We start from the raw sequence: 601 nt of genomic DNA on the forward strand, positions 1-601 counted from the left end.
TAACGCCGTGCCGTCATCTTGAATCGCTGGCAGACAAAGGTGTTCCCACTCTTCGCCATTACCACCGTCAAGCAGCCAGCCTGCTAAGTCTTTCTCGTGCAGGCGTTGCATAATGAGGATAATCGGCGTTTCAGGGCTGTTTTTACGGGATTCCAGCGTGTTCTGAAACCAGTCAATGACGTTCTGCCGTCTAACCTCGCTTCGTGCTTCGTCTGCTTTATGCGGGTCATCAATGATGATGCACCCTCCAAAGCCATCACGGTGCTTGCCTGCACCAAAGCCTGTAATCGTGCCGCCTGTACCTGTCGCGTACATCACGCCGCCTGCGGTCGTCTTCCAGTGATGGCTACTCTCGCTTGCAAGCTCCACGCCGGGGAATATTGCCCGATACTCTTCATGCTGTACCAAGTTCCGAATCTGCACGGAGTTATTGACCGCCAACGTAGCCGAATAGCTCGCATGAATAAATTCACAATCCGGCACACGCCCCATCGCCCATGCGATAAAGTTCACAACCGCTATCTCTGTCTTAGAGTATCGCGGCGGAATGTTGATAATCAGGCGTTTCGTTTCGCCGTTGAAAACACGTTCTAGGGCGTTA

General features: G+C 52.7%; 1 pseudogene. It reads right to left on the reverse strand.

From position 1 onward, the window contains the following. Positions 1–601: pseudogene (locus HMPREF3052_RS03800) on the reverse strand (terminase); the annotation flags it as partial.

Source organism: Neisseria sp. HMSC056A03, from assembly GCF_001815685.1.
Classification (GTDB): Bacteria; Pseudomonadota; Gammaproteobacteria; order Burkholderiales; family Neisseriaceae; genus Neisseria; species Neisseria subflava.